The organism is Neopoerus faecalis (assembly GCF_029218125.1).
Taxonomy (GTDB): domain Bacteria; phylum Bacillota; class Clostridia; order Oscillospirales; family Oscillospiraceae; genus Oscillibacter; species Oscillibacter faecalis_A.
Map to the genome: position 1 here is coordinate 135,745 of NZ_JARFXX010000001.1, position 16,073 is coordinate 151,817.

15 protein-coding genes are annotated in these 16,073 nt (G+C 60.2%); 8 read left to right on the forward strand and 7 right to left on the reverse strand.

The window, feature by feature from the left end; translation table 11 throughout:
- Positions 1-52: 52 nt before the first annotated feature.
- The 4 genes from PY311_RS00645 to gap all read right to left on the reverse strand — a co-directional run bounded on the left by PY311_RS00645 (position 53) and on the right by gap (position 6,812).
- On the reverse strand, positions 53-2,125 hold the full coding sequence (locus tag PY311_RS00645; protein ID WP_286146738.1) for an elongation factor G: 2,073 nt from the start codon (positions 2,123-2,125) through the stop codon (positions 53-55).
- Positions 2,126-2,425: 300 nt separating this feature from the next.
- On the reverse strand, positions 2,426-4,615 hold the full coding sequence (locus PY311_RS00650; RefSeq protein WP_286146739.1) for a hypothetical protein: 2,190 nt from the start codon (positions 4,613-4,615) through the stop codon (positions 2,426-2,428).
- A gap of 21 nt (positions 4,616-4,636) precedes the next feature.
- Positions 4,637-5,407, reverse strand: coding sequence for a 23S rRNA (guanosine(2251)-2'-O)-methyltransferase RlmB (rlmB, locus tag PY311_RS00655; RefSeq protein WP_286146740.1), 771 nt, complete (start codon positions 5,405-5,407; stop codon positions 4,637-4,639).
- A gap of 391 nt (positions 5,408-5,798) precedes the next feature.
- On the reverse strand, positions 5,799-6,812 hold the full coding sequence (gene gap / locus PY311_RS00660) for a type I glyceraldehyde-3-phosphate dehydrogenase (protein ID WP_286146741.1): 1,014 nt from the start codon (positions 6,810-6,812) through the stop codon (positions 5,799-5,801).
- Between the two features lie 290 nt (positions 6,813-7,102).
- Between gap and PY311_RS00665 the strand changes: the two genes are divergently transcribed.
- The 5 genes from PY311_RS00665 to PY311_RS00685 all read left to right on the forward strand — a co-directional run bounded on the left by PY311_RS00665 (position 7,103) and on the right by PY311_RS00685 (position 11,141).
- Complete coding sequence (locus PY311_RS00665) at positions 7,103-8,092, forward strand: LacI family DNA-binding transcriptional regulator (RefSeq protein WP_286146742.1); 990 nt, start codon at positions 7,103-7,105, stop codon at positions 8,090-8,092.
- Positions 8,093-8,342: 250 nt separating this feature from the next.
- Positions 8,343-8,624 carry a TM1266 family iron-only hydrogenase system putative regulator gene (locus tag PY311_RS00670; protein ID WP_286146743.1) on the forward strand — a complete coding sequence of 94 codons (282 nt, stop codon included), beginning with the start codon at positions 8,343-8,345 and terminating at the stop codon, positions 8,622-8,624.
- Positions 8,621-9,700 carry an ABC transporter substrate-binding protein gene (locus tag PY311_RS00675; protein WP_286146744.1) on the forward strand — a complete coding sequence of 360 codons (1,080 nt, stop codon included), beginning with the start codon at positions 8,621-8,623 and terminating at the stop codon, positions 9,698-9,700. The genes PY311_RS00670 and PY311_RS00675 overlap by 4 nt, the downstream gene beginning before the upstream one ends.
- Positions 9,701-9,816: 116 nt before the next feature.
- Positions 9,817-10,581 carry an ABC transporter permease gene (locus PY311_RS00680; protein ID WP_286146745.1) on the forward strand — a complete coding sequence of 255 codons (765 nt, stop codon included), beginning with the start codon at positions 9,817-9,819 and terminating at the stop codon, positions 10,579-10,581.
- Positions 10,581-11,141, forward strand: coding sequence for an ATP-binding cassette domain-containing protein (locus tag PY311_RS00685; protein WP_286146746.1), 561 nt, complete (start codon positions 10,581-10,583; stop codon positions 11,139-11,141). Before PY311_RS00680 ends, PY311_RS00685 begins: the two co-directional genes overlap by 1 nt.
- Before the next feature lie 44 nt (positions 11,142-11,185).
- On the opposite strand, the gene PY311_RS00690 is transcribed toward PY311_RS00685, so the two are convergent.
- From PY311_RS00690 to PY311_RS00700, 3 genes are read right to left on the reverse strand one after another with little or no spacing between them, the layout of a single operon-like run.
- Positions 11,186-11,620, reverse strand: coding sequence for a threonine/serine exporter family protein (locus tag PY311_RS00690; protein WP_286146747.1), 435 nt, complete (start codon positions 11,618-11,620; stop codon positions 11,186-11,188).
- Positions 11,617-12,405 (reverse strand): threonine/serine exporter family protein, encoded by a 789-nt coding sequence (locus PY311_RS00695; RefSeq protein ID WP_286146748.1) that lies wholly within the window; start codon positions 12,403-12,405, stop codon positions 11,617-11,619. Before PY311_RS00695 ends, PY311_RS00690 begins: the two co-directional genes overlap by 4 nt.
- Positions 12,406-12,411: 6 nt before the next feature.
- Entirely contained in the window at positions 12,412-13,428 is a 1,017-nt protein-coding gene (locus tag PY311_RS00700; RefSeq protein ID WP_286146749.1) for an alpha-hydroxy-acid oxidizing protein, read from the reverse strand.
- A 192-nt stretch (positions 13,429-13,620) separates the two neighbouring features.
- Between PY311_RS00700 and PY311_RS00705 the strand changes: the two genes are divergently transcribed.
- The 3 genes from PY311_RS00705 to PY311_RS00715 all read left to right on the forward strand — a co-directional run bounded on the left by PY311_RS00705 (position 13,621) and on the right by PY311_RS00715 (position 16,053).
- Positions 13,621-14,574 (forward strand): DUF4349 domain-containing protein, encoded by a 954-nt coding sequence (locus PY311_RS00705; protein ID WP_286146750.1) that lies wholly within the window; start codon positions 13,621-13,623, stop codon positions 14,572-14,574.
- Between the two features lie 77 nt (positions 14,575-14,651).
- Positions 14,652-15,257, forward strand: a complete 606-nt coding sequence (locus tag PY311_RS00710) for an MBL fold metallo-hydrolase (RefSeq protein WP_286146751.1) — start codon at positions 14,652-14,654, stop codon at positions 15,255-15,257.
- 79 nt (positions 15,258-15,336) lie between these two features.
- Entirely contained in the window at positions 15,337-16,053 is a 717-nt protein-coding gene (locus PY311_RS00715; RefSeq protein WP_286146752.1) for an SGNH/GDSL hydrolase family protein, read from the forward strand.
- Positions 16,054-16,073 lie beyond the last annotated feature (20 nt).

Genomic DNA, 16,073 nt, shown 5'->3' on the forward strand with positions numbered 1-16,073 from the left:
GGATAAGAAAACCGGGACGCCGCGCGGGCGTCCCGGTCCCAAAAGAGACGATTTATTCCTCGTTCCGGGCCTTTGCCTCGGCAATGGCCTTCTCCTGTGCCGCAGGCGGGCAATCCTCATAGCGCACAAAGTGCAGCGTGAATGTGCCCCGGGACTGGGTCATGGAGCGAAGGTCGATGGCATAGGTGCTCATCTCGCCCATGGGTACCTCGGCCGTGATGACCTGCTCGCCGTTACCGGCAGGGTCCATACCCATGACGCGGCCACGGCGCTTATTGAGATCGCCCATGACATCGCCCATGTAGCTGTCGGGCACAGTGACCTTCAGCTCGCCCACCGGCTCCATGAGGCAGGGATTTGCCTCCGGCAGCGCCGCCTTAAAGGCAAGCTGCGCGGCGGTCTTGAACGCGATTTCGGAGGAGTCCACCGGGTGATAGGAGCCATCATACAGCACGGCCTTCAGGTTCACCACCGGATAACCGGCCAGCGGACCGTGGGCACAGGCTTCCCGCAGGCCCTTTTCCACGGCGGGGAAGTAGTTCTTGGGTACGGAGCCGCCGAAGACCTCCTCGGCAAAAATCATATCGTCCTGCTCCGTCTGGGGCTCAAAGCGAATCCACACATCGCCGAACTGACCGCTGCCGCCGGTCTGCTTCTTATGGCGGCCCTGCTTCTGAACGGTTTTGCGAATCTTCTCGCGGTACGCCACGCGGACGGGGCTCAAAGTGACCTCCACATTGAAGCGGCTCTTGAGCTTGCTCACCAGCACATCCACCTGCATATCGCCGGCGGCGGAGAGCACCATCTGGTGCGTTTCGGCATTGTTGACCACCGTGAAGGAGGGGTCCTCCTCGTTCAGACGGGCGAGGCCCTGCGCCACCTTATCGTCCTGTCCCCGGGTCTTGGGGGCGATGGCCACGGAATAGCAGGGCTCCGCAAAGGGAATGCCCTTCAGTGCCACAACCTTACGGCTGTCGCACAGGGTATCGCCGGTCTTGACCCGTTCCATCTTGCCGATAGCGCCGATGTCGCCGCACACCAGCTCCTTGACCTCTGTTGCTTTCTTGCCGCGCATGGTATAAAGGCGGCCCAGCTTTTCCGTTTCGCCGGTGCGGGCATTTACCAGCGTCATATCCGGCGTAATAGAGCCGGAGAGCACCTTTACAAAGGAATACTTGCCGTACTGGTCGGAAAGGGTCTTAAATACAAAGGCTGCGGGCACGCCGCCGGCAGAGACCACGAATTCCTCTGTGCTGCCATCGGCCAGCGTCGCCTTATGATAGTTGCCCTGCTCGGGGGAGGGCAGCAGCTCCACGATATTGTCCAGCAGCATCAGCGTACCCATTCCGGCCACGGCGCTGCCGCAGAGCACCGGGAAAATGCTCAGCTCACGGACGCCCGCCCGCAGGCCCTGCGCCATTTCGGCATAGGTGAAGGCTTCGCCGTTGAAGAAGCGCTCCATGAATTCCTCGCTGGTCTCTGCCACGGATTCCTTGAGGGCATCGTTGAATTCCTCGATAACAGAGACCTTATCCTCCGGGACCTCGATCTCCACGCGCTTACCGCCCTGCATCTCATAGGCGCGCTTGTTCAGCACATCAATGAGGCCGGTAACCCGCTTGTTCTCATCCCAAATAGGCACCACCACCGGCGCGACCTTCTTGCCGAAGCGCTCCCGGAGGGCCTCAAACGTGGTGTTATAATCACTGTTGTCCTCGTCCGTCTTGGAAATGTAGAGCAAGCGGGGCATATTCCGCTCCTCGCAGTATTTCCAAGCCTTCTCCATACCGACGGAAACACCGTCCTTGGCAGAGCAGACGATAATAGCGGCATCGGCGGCCCGGAGGGCCTCCATGACCTCGCCGGAAAAGTCGAACGCACCCGGGGTATCCAGCACGTTGATGCGGCAGCCCTTATATTCAATGGGCGCCACAGCGGTAGACAGAGAAATCTGCCGCTTGACCTCCTCGGGGTCATAATCGCAGACGGTATTTCCGTCAGCAACACGGCCCATGCGCTCGATGGCGCCGGTCATAAGCAGAAGATTTTCTGCAAGGGTCGTTTTGCCGCTGCCGCTGTGACCCAGCAGGCAGACATTGCGGATGTTCTGTACTGAATAGCTCATGTTCGTTCCACTCCTTATGTTGATGCTGTTGACAACGCCGCAGGGGCGATGGAAATGATCCGTCAACTCATTGAGAGGTCTCTCAATATGTTGATTATAACGCTTTTTCCATGGCAATACAACAGAAGTTTTGTGAGATATCACATTTTGGATAAGTCGGCAAAAAGGCGGCGTTATTTTTGTCAGGTCCCGCAAAAGGACTCTTGCCCGACAAAACGGAATATCGGCTCCGAAAAACGCGGAAAAGGTGCGGGGAGCCGGGCAAATGTCCCGGTTCTCCGCACCTTTTTCTGTCAAGTCTCAATAGCGCGCCGTCCAGTCGCTCATCAGGAGCACCGGCAGCGTCCAAAGCAGCAAAAATACCGTCAGGGAAAGAGGCGTCAGCAGATCAAACTTTTCCAGCGACACCAGATAGGCGGTCAGCAGCAGACCCACGGCGCTGCCGAAAATAGACAGCCACGCCGCACGGCGCACCGCTGTCCGCAGCCGGCGGCTGCCTACCATGGCCTCGGCATAGGGCAGCAGGCCCTCCCGCAGCAGCAGCGCCCGGGACAGTCCACGGTCCTCCTCCGCCTCGCTGAGCGCTATTCGGTCCGTCAGGTCCGGGAACTCCGCCTTCACCCGCTTGTTGAATTTCCGCTTCAGCAGTGCCGGGGTGATATTAGGGTCCCGCACGGCCAGAATCGGCGTGATACGGCTGCGGCGCAGCATCCGCAGAGCATAGTCCACGTTCTCTGCCGCCTCGTACTTCACGGCAAACACCGCCGCAAGCTGGTGGTCAATGGCTAAAAATACGCCGGTTTTCAGGTTGATGTTGCTTGGTAAGCGTACCTCCTGCTTCCGCAGGAACGAGGCCGTTCCCAGCAGAACGGATTCCCCCCGGATGGTACAGCCCCAGCCGCCCTGCTCGTAAAAGCTCAGATCCTGTGCCGTTTCCCTTGGGGCGTTCTCGCCCACGGCAAGGCCCTCAAACAGCCGTGCAAGGCCGCTGCCCGCCGCGCCCGCGGCGGCCGCGGCATAGCTTGCCGCCTTTCCAAGCTCCTCGCCGTAGACCTTGACGCCGTTAAGGCGGATGGTCCCCGGCGGGAACAGATCCGTGTCCGTCAGGATCAGGCTCCGGCGCTTGCCTACCCGGGCCGCACCGTCCCAGCCCGCCACGGCGCAGCCGCTTTTCTGCTGCCGTCTGGTCAGCTGGGACCACGGCAGTCCCCAGCACAGCGGCAGGGCAAACGTCCCTCCCGCCAGCAGAAAAATGGACCAATTGCGGAAAAAGTCAATGCCGTGACCGGCACCCAGCGAGGTCAGCCCCGCGAATACCAGCGTTCCCACGAAAATTACCGGCAGAAAGATCGTCTGGAGGCGGGCGGCGTAATCATCCCGCTTGGCTGTGGTGTAAAAGCCCCGAAGGCTGCCCTTCTGCTTGCAGGCACCACGGCCGGTCTCCGTCACCAGATAGGGCGGGTCATCGTCCAAAGAGGCCATGCGGAAGCTATCGTAGCTGCCCCGGCTCTCCCGGCTGATGCCCCACTGCGCGAAGCACAGCGCCAGTCCTGCCGCCGCCGTATAGGGCATCACACTGCCCCGGTTTGGAGACAGCAGCCACAAAACGCAGTCCACCACCGCCGCCAGAGCGGCCAGCGCGACCAGCAGCTCACTGACGCAGCGCTTTTTCAACAGCCGCCTTATACCGTACAGCGGCACCTGCGCACACAGCACCACATCCAGCAGCAGGCAGGCCAGCAGCACAATGCCCTGCACCTGCCGGTCCCCGCTCCAAAGGGGAACCGTGATGCCGCGCTGCTCCGCCGCCATGGCCGCAAATGGTACCAGCGCCGCAAGAATTGCTCCGGCCAGCGGTCTGCGGCGGCGGCGATACGCCTCCCGGTAACGGCTCGCCGTTTCTCCCAGTTCCGGCTCCTCGCCGATGCTGTCCGCCTCGGTAACAGGGGGCGGCGGAGGCGGTGCCTCTGCCGGGTCATAAAACTGCTCCGTTTCCTCCTGCCGCTTTCGGGAAAACAGGCCCCGCTTCGGCCTCAGCAGCGGCTCCTGCCGCTCCTCCATCACCGCGCCAACCGTGGAGCCTACCAGCTCCTCAAGGCTCCAGAAGTGAGTGGCCTCCGGCTCCTCAGCGGGCAGCTCCTCATCAGCCGCTTCTTCATTGGGCAGTTCCTCATCGGACGATTCCGCGGCCTCCTCCGGGAGCGCTTCCGTTTCAGATTCCTCCGCACGGCGGGCAGCGGCGCCCGCCGCCATCCGCTCTTCCCAGAGCTCCTTCGCGCTTTTAGGGGGCGCAGGCGGTTCGCTCTCCGGCTCCGCTGCTGTCGTGGATTCCTCCGGCGGCTGGAGCGCCTGCTCCACCTCCTCTAAAATCTTCTGCTGGCGGCTGGAGCCGTACTCAGCCAGAATTTCCTCTAAGGTGTAGTCCTCCTCCGACGGGGGTGTGTCCCAGCCGGCCGCACCGTATTCTGTTTTCTCGTGCTCGTTTGACACAGTGCTCTCTCCAAATTCATGCTACGCCATGCGCTGACGCACGGCCTCATACAGCAAAATCGCGGCGGACGCGCTGGCATTCAGGGAGTTCAAATCACCCTTCATGGGAATGCTCACCAGAAAATCGCAGTTCTCGGCCGCCAGCCGGGTCATACCGTCTCCCTCGCTGCCGATCACAATGGCGGCAGGGCCCTTCAGGTCCGCCTGATAAAGCCCCGTGGTACCGTCCGCCGCCGTACCGAACACCCAAATGCCCTGCTTTTTCAAATTCTTCAGCAACGCCGGAATATTCGGCACCCGCGCCACCTTCATGTGGGACACCGCTCCGGCAGAGGTCTTGGCCACAATGCTGGTCAGCCCCGCGCTGCGGCGCTTGGGGATGATAACGCCGTGGGCGCCGGCGCAGTAGGCCGTGCGGATAATGGCCCCCAGATTGTGGGGGTCGGAAATCTCGTCGCACACCACCAGCAGGGGCTGCTCGCCCTTGGCGGCAGCGTCAGCCAGAATGTCCTCCAAGCTGACATACTCCCGCACCGCTGCCAGCGCGATGACGCCCTGATGGGCGTGGGTGCGGCTCATACCGTCCAGCTTGCGCCGGTCGGCCTCCACCACAACGATGCCCGCCGCCCGGGCCTTGGAGGCAATGTGGCCCAGCGTCTTGTCCGTTTCACCCCGCTGGATATAAATTTTATCAATATTCGTCTGCGTCCGCAGCGCCTCGATCACCGCATTGCGGCCCTCGATCATGCCATCGGCCTCGGCGCTGAGCTGGTCTTTTCGTTCGTCCGTCATAGATACCTCTCTTACGTGAAATTTGTCAAAATCCGTTTTGCTGATAGTATACCACAGCTTTTTCCCACAATAAAGATGATTTTCAAATTCTCGTACCGCTTTGGGAAAAAGCTGCTCCAACAGGGCCAAATATTCCTTTCAAACGATGAAAGGCGGCAGACTCTCGTCTGCCGCCTGAGACTGTCGATCAAGTGGTAAATCCTCCGCAACGGTAAGGAAGGGTGTGCGCGGGAAACCCAAGAAGGGTGTCCTGCGCCATTGAAATCCTTAGTTTTCAGAACTTTTATGAAGTTCTGAAAACTTGTTCAGCGGGGAGAAAAGACTTTTCGACACGCTGAGGCGGCAGACTCTCGTCTGCCGCCTGTTTTCCGTATATAGTTGGCTTTCGTGCTTACCGATGATCCACAGAGGACATATAGCGAATCAGCTCCACCATCTTGTTGGAGTAGCCGCACTCGTTATCGTACCAGGAAACAACCTTCACAAAGGTGTCCGTCAGCGCGATACCAGCCTTGGCGTCAAAGATAGAGGTGCGGGGATCACCGAGGAAGTCGCTGGAGACCACATCCTCGTCCGTATAGCCCAGAACGCCCTTCAGCTCGCCCTCGGAGGCTTCCTTCATGGCCTTGCAGATTTCCTCATAGCTGGCGGGCTTGCTGAGCTTTGCGGTCAGGTCCACAACGGATACATCCAGCGTGGGAACGCGCATACTCATACCGGTGAGCTTGCCGTTGAGCTCGGGGATGACCTTTCCAACAGCCTTGGCGGCACCGGTGGAGGAGGGGATGATATTGCCGGTAGCGGCACGGCCGCCGCGCCAATCCTTCATGGAGGCACCGTCCAGAAGCTTCTGCGTGGGGGTCACGGAGTGCACCGTGGTCATCAGGCCCTCTACAATGCCGAACTTGTCATTGAGGACCTTTGCAATGGGCGCCAGACAGTTGGTGGTGCAGGAGGCGTTGGAAACAAACGTCATATCGCTGGTGTACTTATCAAGGTTCACGCCGCACACGAACATGGGGGTATCGTCCTTGGAGGGCGCACCCATGATAACGTGCTTGGCGCCGGCGTCGATGTGGCCCTGGCACAGCTCCTTCGTCAGATGCTTGCCGGTGCACTCGCAGATATATTCGGCACCCACGGAGCCCCAAGGAATGTCCTTGACCTCCATAGCGGTGAACACGGGGAATTTCTTGCCGTTGACAATGATGCCGCCGTCATAGTGGTCCACCTCGCCGGGGAACTTGCCGTGCACGGAGTCATACTTCAGCATATAGGCCATATATTCGGGGCTCATGAAGGGGTCGTTGATGCCGACAACCTCCACATCCTCGTGAGTCAGGGCGGCGCGGAAGGTCAGGCGGCCGATGCGGCCAAAGCCGTTAATACCGATTTTGGTAAGCATAATCAAAGTTCCTTTCAAAATTTATCTACACAAAAAGCCGAAAAGAATCGTTTGCGTAAACGATTTTTTGTTAAAATCATCCTATCATGCCCGGCTAAAAAAGGCAATCAGCATTTTAGATAACTTTTTCCGGATAAATTGTTCAAATTAGCAAGAGTGCTGTAAAAATGCCACGAAAAAATGGTCAAGTAAACGAAAAAGGGGTTGACGAAAATCATTTACCGGACCTATACTGTATAATGCAAATGATTACGCAAGCGAGAAACCGTTTTTGCGAAAGAGGTACGTGTATGAAGGTGACAATCAGCGATGTGGCAAAGCTGGCCGGTGTTTCCACCGCCACAGTCTCCCACACCATTAACTCCACCCGCTACGTTTCCGGCGAGACCCGGGATAAGGTCTACCGGGCCATTGCGGAGCTGGGCTACACGCCGGACGCCTCCGCCCGGAGCTTCCGCACCGGCAAGAAAAAGACCATCGGCTTCATCGTTCCCGATATTTCCAACAAATTTTTCGCCACCATGATCGAGGCGGTGGAAAACTGTCTCTCCGCCCACGGCTATCATCTTATCATCGCCAATACCAAGGAAAACGCGGAGCGGGAGGAAACAAACATCCGCCTGCTGTCCGCCGGATTGGTGGATGGACTGCTCATTGCCAGCACCATTGAGGATTTCAGCCGCTTCGAGTCGCTGATTCCCGCGGGCTTCCCGGTGGTACTGGTGGACCGCACCTTTGAGGCCAAGCGCTTCCCCTCGGTGTCCGTGTCCAATTTCCAGCCTATTTACCGCAGTGTATGCCGCCTTGCGGGAAAGGGCGACAAGCGCATCGGAATCATCGGCGGCCTGCCCCGGCTCTCCTCCACCCGTGAGCGCATCGCCGCCTACCGGGAGGCGGTGGCGGACTGCGGTCTGCCGCAGGACGAGGCTCTGATTCGCTTTGGCAACTCCATGGAAAACAGCGCCCGGGCCTGTCTTGACGAACTGCTGGAGCAAAAATGCGACGCCATTGTGGTAGCACAGGGCCTCATGGCCTCGGACACTGTTATCTACCTCCATGAAAAGGGTCTGCGGTTGGGAGAGGACATTGACCTTGTGACCTTTGTGGACTACGATTCCAATATCAATCATCTCTATTCCAACCAGATGGACTGCATCGTCCAGCCTGTCGAGGAACTGGGCGAGGCTGCCGGAGAGCAGATTCTCCAGCGCATTGAGTCCCCGGACGCCCCCGTATTTGAGCAGGTGCTCACCTCCGCCTACAAGCCCTGCGGGGCATAAGCCCGTTTCTCCGCCCCCGGAGCAGGATGCTCCGGGGGATTTTTTCGTATGGCCGGGTATCTTGACAACGGAAGCCGGGTATGCTATGGTTGGGCTTGTCTCCGGAAAGAAGCCTCTAACCGGCGACCCGCCCCAAATACCGTTCTGCCGGCAAGGATATTCCGAGCCGTAAGCTGAGGATGAACCGATTTGTCTCCATCCCCTCTGCCGAACGGCAGGGGGGATGATTTTTTGAAAGGAGTGCTTTGCTGTGGAGCATACGAAAACACGGGTGGCGGTCATTGCCATCATCGTCCGGGAGGGAGCCTCTGTCACGCCGCTCAACGAGCTGCTGCACCAGTATGGCGGCTATATCATCGGCCGGATGGGCGTCCCCTATCGGGAAAAGGGCGTCAACGTCATCAGTGTTGCTATGGATGCCCCCGGCGACGCGATCTCCGCCCTGTCCGGCAAGCTGGGCCGCTTGGAGGGTGTGACCGCCAAGACCGTCTATGCCCCGGCAGGGAGCATTGGAAAGGAAGAAACAATATGAACTGGAAAAAGAAACTGCTGGCATTGGGCCTGTCTCTGGCCCTGACGCTGTCTCTGGCCGCCTGCGGCCAGAAAACCGCCGCACCGGAGCAAACCGACGAGCCCGCACAGACAGAGGAGCCTGCCGAGGCCCCGGAAACGCCGGATGATACCGCCGCCTTCAAAATTGCCGCCCTGAAAGGCCCCACCGCCATGGGACTGGTGGAACTGATGAGTCTGAGCGACACAGTCAATGAGATGATGGAGGGCAAGGAGGATGTGGTATCCACCGGCAATACCTACGAATTCACCCTGGCCGGCTCCGCCGATGAGGTGACACCCCTGCTCATCAAGGGCGAGCTGGACATGGCCTGCGTGCCCGCCAACCTTGCCGCCGTGCTGTACGGCAAAACGGACGGCGCGCTGGAGGTGCTGGCGGTAAACACGCTGGGTGTGCTGTATATCGTGGAAAGCGGCGATACCGTGCAGTCCATGGCGGACTTGAAGGGCAAGACCATCGTGGCTGCCGGCAAGGGCAGCACACCGGAATACGCTCTGCGCTATCTGCTGAGTGAAAACGGCATCGACCCGGATAACGATGTGACCATCGACTGGAAAAGTGAGCACAGCGAGTGCGTCGCGGCACTGGCCAGCGGTCAGGCCGCCATTGCCCTGCTGCCCCAGCCCTTTGTCACCGTGGCTCAGACGAAGATTGAGGGTCTGCGGATGGCACTGGATCTGACAGCGGAGTGGGATAAGCTGGATAACGGTTCCGGCCTCATCACCGGCGTCATTGTGGCCCGCCGGGAGGTGGTGGACGCCAACCCCGACGCAGTAGATGCTTTCCTCAAGGACTATGCCGCCAGCGTGGAATGGGTAAACGGCAACACGGCGGAGGCCGCCCAGCTCATTTCCGAATACGGCATCGTTGAGGCCGCTCCCGTGGCGGAAAAGGCTCTGCCCTACTGCAACATCGTTTGCATCACCGGCAGTGAGATGAAAGAGAAGCTCTCCGGCTATCTTCAAGTGCTCTCCGACGCCGAGCCCGCTTCCGTGGGCGGTGCGCTCCCCGGCGAGGATTTCTATTACGGCGCATAAGCGTCCATACAGGCAATTTTAAATCACCGCATCACGGCAGGGCAATGCCCTGCCGTGATTAAAATAATCAAAAAATCAGTAAGCCGGTTCAAATTAAGATTAGAAGGGGGCCGCCCATGGGTCAAAAGAAAAACACGCTCCGCCTGTGGGCGGTGCTGCTCTGGCTTGCCCTCTGGCAGCTTGCGGCCATGGCGCTGCGCCGCGCCTATCCCCACGGAAATCTGCTGCTGGCCTCGCCGGTCAGCGTTTTAGAGCGTCTGTGGCAGCTTGCCTGCACCGCCGCGTTCTGGGAAACGGTGGGCCGCTCCGCTGCCCGAATCTTCGGCGGCTTTCTGCTCTCCACGATTTTGGCGGTGCTCTGCGCCGCCCTTGCCGCGTGGAAACCACGGTTTCGGGAGCTGCTGGCCCCGCCGGTGGCAGTCATTAAAGCGGTGCCGGTAGCGTCCTTCATCATTCTAGCGCTGGTGTGGCTGGACAGCCGAAGCCTCTCCTTTTTTATCTCCGCCCTGATGGTGTTCCCTCCGGTCTACCTCAATGTGCTGGAGGGCCTCTGCCGGACGGACCGTCAGCTTTTGGAAATGGCCCGGGTATTCCGCGTCCCCCTCTCCCGGCGGCTGCGGTACATCGCCTTACCGCAGGTGCTCCCCTATTTCCGCACAGCGCTGTCTCTTGCGCTGGGCCTTTGCTGGAAGGCCGGTGCCGCCGCTGAGGTCATCGGCCTGCCTGCCGGGACCATCGGGGAGCGGCTGTACACCGCCAAGGTATATTTTCAGACGCCGGACCTCTTTGCGTGGACGCTTGCCATTGTAGCGGTATCGGTGCTGGCGGAGCGGCTGCTGCTGCGTCTGGCGGACGCGGCGGTGGAAAGGTGGTGCGGCTGATGGAGGTTCAAAAGCTCTGCAAGTCCTATGCTGACCGTCCGGTGCTGCAAAATGTATCCTTCACGGCGGAAAACGGCGTCACCGCCCTGTGGGGGCCCTCCGGCGCGGGCAAGACCACGCTGCTGCGGATTCTCATGGGGCTGGAGGTCCCGGACAGCGGTACATTATCCGGTACCGATGTCCGTTGGAGCGCCGTTTTTCAGGAGGATCGGCTGCTGCCGGGGCTGGACGCCATGGAAAATCTCCGGTTCGTGCTGGGGCCGGACATGGATAATGACGCCGCTGCCGCGCAGCTCCGGGCGCTGGGTCTGGACCCGTCCCCCGGTCAGTGCGTCCGGTCATGGTCCGGCGGCATGAGGCGCCGCCTTGCGCTGGCCCGGGCGCTGCTGGCCCCGGCGGACGCGCTGGCGCTGGACGAGCCCTTCACCGGACTGGACACGGAAAACCGGCAGCGCGCGGCGGCGTGCATCGCCCAAGCGGCGGAACGGATGCCGGTGCTGTTGGTGACCCATGATCCCCTTGACCTCTCTACCCTCCGCGCCCGCTGCATCAAGCTATAAAAAACGTCTCTGCCTGTTGGCAGAGACGTTTTTTATTCCAGCAATCAGCCGTGATGCTTCCAGCTCCGGCGCATATTGGCAAACGCCCACACAAGGCTGGCTCCCAACGCAATTCCCAGCGCGTATTCCGCTGTCTGCCGCGCAAAATCCTGCGCCAACTCCGACTCCTGCCGGACAACGTAATACATGGCGTAATACAGCGGGCGGCCGGGTATCAGGGGAATAAGGAGCGCCGGGGTGAGGAACAGTGTGGTGGGCGCGCCCATAAGCCACGCTAAAAACTCCGCGTACACCGCCGCAAAGGCGGAGGCCGCCAGCGAGGGCATCAGTATCCCGCCCCAGATAGACACCGCCGCAAGATACACGCCGCAGGTCAAAAGGCCCCCCACCGGGGCGGCGAACAGATACCGTCTCCGCAGCCGGAACACGAGGCAGAAACCCAGCGCCCCGGTAAAGGATGTTACAAGCTGCGTGATCATAAGCCAATTCCTCCCGTCAGCCAGAAGGCGCTCATAAAGCCCAGCGCCAGCGCCGCCGCCCACAGCAGCGTTTCAATCAGCCGCATAGCCCCGGCAATGGGGGAGCCGATCATGGTATCCCGCACGGCGTTGGTCATGGCCATGCCGGGAATGAGCAGCATAATGTCCCCTATGGATATTTTGTCCAACTGCAATCCCGGCAGAAAATGCACCCACAAAATGATACTCACGCCCACCGCCATAGAGGACAGCAGATTGAACACCATGCGGTTGGGGCAGGCCGGGGAAAAATGCCGCTGCAAATAGCAGATGGCAAGGCCAAACAGCGCGGCGGAAAGTCCGTCTGCCGGTGTGCCGCCGAAAAAGAGCGTGCAACTTCCCGCCGCCAGCATACTGCCGCAATAAGCCCACAGCGGCCGCACGCCGCCTTGGGTCAGCGCTTTGATCTCCGCCGTCAATCGCTCTGCCGGCAGCAGGCAGGCGCAGCACCGGCGGCTCAAAGCATTGAGGTCCTCCAGCACCGTCATGTCCGTACCGCCGGGAGAGGGGACGCGCCGGGTCTGGGTCACATCCCGTCCATCAGGCAGAGTCATCGTCACCACCATGCTGGAGGTAATGACAAATACGTTCATCCGGGCCGCGCCATAGGCCATGCCCATCCGAATCAGGGTGTCCTCCACCCGGTTTACATCAGCGCCCACCGTCAGCATGGCCTCGCCCAAGTCCATAAAGCAGTGGAGCAGCGCATCCGGCGTTCCCATGCCGGGTTCCAATACAGGTGCCACGCGCTTTTAGAATCCGAACAGCATGGAGCGCTTGATGTCGGCAAGGCTGCGGGCGCCGCACATGGCCATGGTGTCCGCCAGTTCGGCCTTCAGCTTGTCCACATAGGCAGCCACGCCCTCTTCGGCGCCGCCGTAGACCATGGTAACGAAGGGCCGGGCAATGAGCACCGCGTCCGCGCCCAGCGCCAGCGCCTTGAAAACATCCATACCGGAACGGATGCCGCCATCCACGAAAATCTTCATCTTACCGCCCACGGCATCGGCAATGGCAGGCAGCACCTCGGCGGTGGCGGGACACTGATCCAGCACACGGCCGCCGTGGTTGGAGACAACGATGCCTGCCGCACCGGCCTCCAGCGCCTTTTCCGCACCGGCCACGGTCATGATACCCTTGAGGATAAAGGGCTTGCCCGCCATGGCGGCGATGTCCTTCAACTGTGCCACGGTCTTGCTGCCTGCAGGCGGCGTCAGCCCCTTCAAAAACGGCAGGCCAGCGGCGTCAATGTCCATGGCGATGGCGTAGGGGTCCGCCGCCTTGACCATATCCATCTTCTGCCGGATGGTCTCCATGTTCCACGGCTTCACGGTGGGTACGCCGCAGCCGCCGCAGTGCTTCAGCGCGTCCACAGCGCCCTCCATTACGGCGGGATTCGTCCCGTCGCCGGTAAAGGCCGCAATTCCGGCCTTGGCACAACCGGCCACCAGCACGTTATTGTAGGAAAGGTCATCGTACTTGTCGCTGTAGTGCATGGCCACCGCGCCCACAGGTCCCGCCATCACGGGAATGGTCAGCTTATGGCCGAAAAAGTCATAGCTGGTGTCCACCTCCGCATTTTCGCAGATGGTGTCCATGTTGACGCAAAGCTCCTGCCACTTCTGATAGTTCCGGATCGCACCGGTGCCAAGGCCCTTGGCGCCGGGGCCGGGAACCATATTCTTGCAGGTCAGGCCGCTGCACACCGGGCAGGCATGGCACTTTCCCATGCAGGTCCGGGCCTGCTCCAGAACTTCCTGATACGTCATCGCTGTTTCCTCCATATTTTTATCTTTCCTGACTGTCCCCTCTCCGGCGGACAGTGATTGGCGCCCCTATTGTACCGCCCCGCGCCGAAAAAGGCAAGCCATGAAAATATTTGGAAACTGTGGAACATTTTGGCCAGCTCATACGTCTTATTTAATAGAAAGCGGTGCAGGCCGCGAAAAGGAGGATGAATCATGAAAAGAAAGCTCTTTGCCTGTTTCCTTGCCCTGACGATGCTCACCGTCCTGACCGCCTGCGGCGGCAAGGCTGCAAACAGCTCCGCCTCGGCGTCCGCCGATACGTCTGAAGCCATGGTGCCGGACTATACGGAAAATGACAGCTACGCTTCCTATACCGGCTCGGACTCCGGCTCCGGCGGCTTCGATGAAACCGAGTCTCTCCCCACCGATGCCGCAGAGCAGAAGATTATCTATACCGGTGATCTCAATCTGGAGACCACGGATTTTGACGCCGCCACCCGCTCCCTGTCCGCGCTGGCGGAGGAGCTGGGCGGCTACGTGGAAAACAGCAGCATCGGCAGCAGCAGCCGGGGCTACCGCTGGGCGGACTACACCATCCGCATCCCCTCCGGACAATTTCAGCGCTTTTTCGAACAGGCCGGTGAATTGGCCCACGAAACATGGCGCAGCACCAATCAGGAAAATATTACGGAAGTCTATTACGATACGGCGGGCCGCCTCAAAACCCAGCAGGTGAAACTGGAACGCCTGCAAACGCTGCTGGCGCAGGCGAAAAATATGGAGGACATCATCACCATCGAGTCTGCCATTTCCGAAACGGAGTGGAACATCGAAAACCTCTCCGGCACACTGCGGCGCTATGATTCACAGGTGGCGCTCTCCACGATCACCGTCAATCTGCAGGAGGTCTATAAGTATTCCAATACCGAAAACGTCCCGGAGAGCTTCGGTGAGCGCATCGGCAGCGCCCTGACCCGTGGCTGGAGCGCCTTCACGGATACCGTGGAGAATATTCTCGTTGCACTGGCCTACGGCTGGACATGGTTGGTGCTGCTGGCGGTCATCGGCGTCACCGCCGCTGTCTGCTCCCGCCGCGCACTGCGCCGCCGGCAGGAAAAGCGGAAGGCCTCGGCGGAAAAAACGGATGACAAAACCGGTCAGGTCTGATACAGTAAGGGCGGCGGCACTTCGCCGCCCTTTCCTTATGTTCTGAAAATTCATTTCATCCAAAGGGGGAAATTTTTATGAAGCTCACATGGCTGGGCCACGCCTGCTTTTTGTTGGAGGCGGACGGTTACCGCATTGTCACCGACCCCTATACCGGCGTACCGGGCTACCCATCCCTGTCCGTTTCCGCCCACGCCGTTTTTTGCAGTCATGGCCATTTTGACCATAATGCCGTGGATCGCGTCACGCTGCTGCCCCATCGGGACAGCCCCTTTACCGTCCGGGAAATCGCCTCATTCCATGATGACCGGGGCGGAACGCTCCGGGGCGGCAACACCATCCGGGTCTTCACTGCCGATGGCATCTCCGTGGCCCATCTGGGCGATCTGGGCCATCCGCTGTCGGCGGAGCAGTTGGCCGCCATTGGTCCGGTGGACGCGGCGCTGGTGCCGGTGGGCGGTGTCTATACACTGGACGCCGCCGGGGCAAAATCGGTGTGCGACGCCCTGAAGCCCCGCTGCGTCCTCCCCATGCACTACCGCCACGCTCCTTACGGGTTGGCGGAGGTGGGCGGCGTGGAGCCGTTTCTCGCGCTCTGGCCGCAGGCGGAGGTACACCGTCTGTCCGGCCCGGCCATAGAGCTGACAAAAGCTGTCTCCGGTGTGCTTATTCCGCAATTTTAACGCTGCGCCTCTTGACAAATCGGCGCAAAGCCATATAATATAGTTTTGAAAACCATATTATATGGAGTGAGGTGTTTTTATGGAACAGTGCAGACAGGTCACGCTTCTGGGCGATTCCATTCTCAAGGGGATACAGGTGGACCTCGGCAGCCGGCGCTACCGCGCCCAGAACGAGATGGACACAGCGGCGCTGGAATCGGAGTTCAGGCTCTCCATTCATAATGACGCGCACTTCGGCGCTACGGTCCGTAAGGGCAGCCGCCTGCTGGATCGGATGCTGGACCGGGGCGCCGCCTGCGATTTTCTGGTGATGGACTTTGGCGGCAATGACTGCGACTTCCGCTGGAAGGAAATTGCGGAGGACCCCGCTGGGGAGCACCTTCCCAATGTGCCGCTGCCGGAATTTGTGACGCTGTACCGGGAGATGATTCGCAAGGTAAGAGCCCGGGGTATCCGACCCATCCTCACCAACCTGCCCCCGCTGGACAGTCAGCGCTTTTTCGACTGGTGGTGCGATGGGCTGAACAAAAGCGCGGTCATGCGCTGGCTGGGGGACGTCGGCAATATCTACGCATGGCAGGAGCGCTACTCCCGCGCCGTAGAGCATCTGGCCGCTGAGGAGCAGGTCCCTCTGGTGGACGTCCGGGGCGCGTTTCTGGACCATGGCCATCTGGAGCAGACCCTCTGCGCCGATGGCACTCATCCCAATTCCGAGGGGCAGGCTCTCATCACCCGCGCCTTTCAGGAATTTGGTCGAGGCCTCCGGCTGCAAAGGGCCGCCCTGTGTGCTCTGTAAGCCTATAGGGCAGCCAACCG

Coding starts and splice junctions, on each gene's coding strand:
- PY311_RS00685 (WP_286146746.1), top strand. CDS start 10,581: ATGGAGGTTCAAAAGCTCTGCAAGTCCTATGCTGACCGTCCGGTGCTG.
- gap (WP_286146741.1), bottom strand. CDS start 6,812: ATGCTTACCAAAATCGGTATTAACGGCTTTGGCCGCATCGGCCGCCTG.
- PY311_RS00700 (WP_286146749.1), bottom strand. CDS start 13,428: ATGACGTATCAGGAAGTTCTGGAGCAGGCCCGGACCTGCATGGGAAAG.
- PY311_RS00705 (WP_286146750.1), top strand. CDS start 13,621: ATGAAAAGAAAGCTCTTTGCCTGTTTCCTTGCCCTGACGATGCTCACC.
- rlmB (WP_286146740.1), bottom strand. CDS start 5,407: ATGACGGACGAACGAAAAGACCAGCTCAGCGCCGAGGCCGATGGCATG.
- PY311_RS00665 (WP_286146742.1), top strand. CDS start 7,103: ATGAAGGTGACAATCAGCGATGTGGCAAAGCTGGCCGGTGTTTCCACC.
- PY311_RS00680 (WP_286146745.1), top strand. CDS start 9,817: ATGGGTCAAAAGAAAAACACGCTCCGCCTGTGGGCGGTGCTGCTCTGG.
- PY311_RS00710 (WP_286146751.1), top strand. CDS start 14,652: ATGAAGCTCACATGGCTGGGCCACGCCTGCTTTTTGTTGGAGGCGGAC.
- PY311_RS00675 (WP_286146744.1), top strand. CDS start 8,621: ATGAACTGGAAAAAGAAACTGCTGGCATTGGGCCTGTCTCTGGCCCTG.
- PY311_RS00715 (WP_286146752.1), top strand. CDS start 15,337: ATGGAACAGTGCAGACAGGTCACGCTTCTGGGCGATTCCATTCTCAAG.
- PY311_RS00690 (WP_286146747.1), bottom strand. CDS start 11,620: ATGATCACGCAGCTTGTAACATCCTTTACCGGGGCGCTGGGTTTCTGC.
- PY311_RS00645 (WP_286146738.1), bottom strand. CDS start 2,125: ATGAGCTATTCAGTACAGAACATCCGCAATGTCTGCCTGCTGGGTCAC.